Source organism: Alcanivorax sp. 24, from assembly GCF_004360225.1.
In the GTDB taxonomy this organism is placed as follows: Bacteria; Pseudomonadota; Gammaproteobacteria; order Pseudomonadales; family Alcanivoracaceae; genus Alloalcanivorax; species Alloalcanivorax xiamenensis.
In genome coordinates, this window is the sequence record NZ_SNUA01000080.1 from 1 (window position 1) to 471 (window position 471).

Annotated in this window: 1 protein-coding gene; it reads left to right on the top strand. The window is 46.1% G+C overall.

All coding sequences use genetic code 11. The features are described from left to right. On the top strand, positions 1-471 hold a 471-nt coding region (locus E0L37_RS21345), incomplete at both ends, for an efflux RND transporter permease subunit (RefSeq protein ID WP_133493636.1).

A 471-nucleotide genomic window follows, 5' to 3' on the forward strand; every position in this document is an offset into this window, starting at 1 on the left:
GCTTTATGTTCTTGCTCGCTATGGGTTACTCAATCAACTTGTTAACTCTTCTGGCACTCGTGCTTGCTATCGGTTTAGTGGTAGATGATGCGATTGTAATGCTTGAGAATATTCATCGTCGTATAGAGTTGGGTGAGCCGCCACTGCTTGCTGCGTTCCGTGGTGCCCGTGAAGTTGGCTTTGCAATTATTGCCACTACCCTCGTATTGATTGCGGTGTTCGTACCGCTGGTGTTTATGGATGGCCGTATTGGTGCCCTATTCACAGAATTTGCGATGGCAGTAAGTGCCGCGGTGTTCTTTTCTAGTATTACGGCATTAACCCTTTCTCCAGCGCTTTGCTCTAAAGTGTTAAAAGCTTCAGAAAAAGAGAGTAAATTTAGCCAGTGGATGGATAGAACCTTCGCCAAAATCGAAAACGCCTATCGTAACTCGCTGGCTTCAAATATGGGCCGTAAGTGGAGCTTACTAC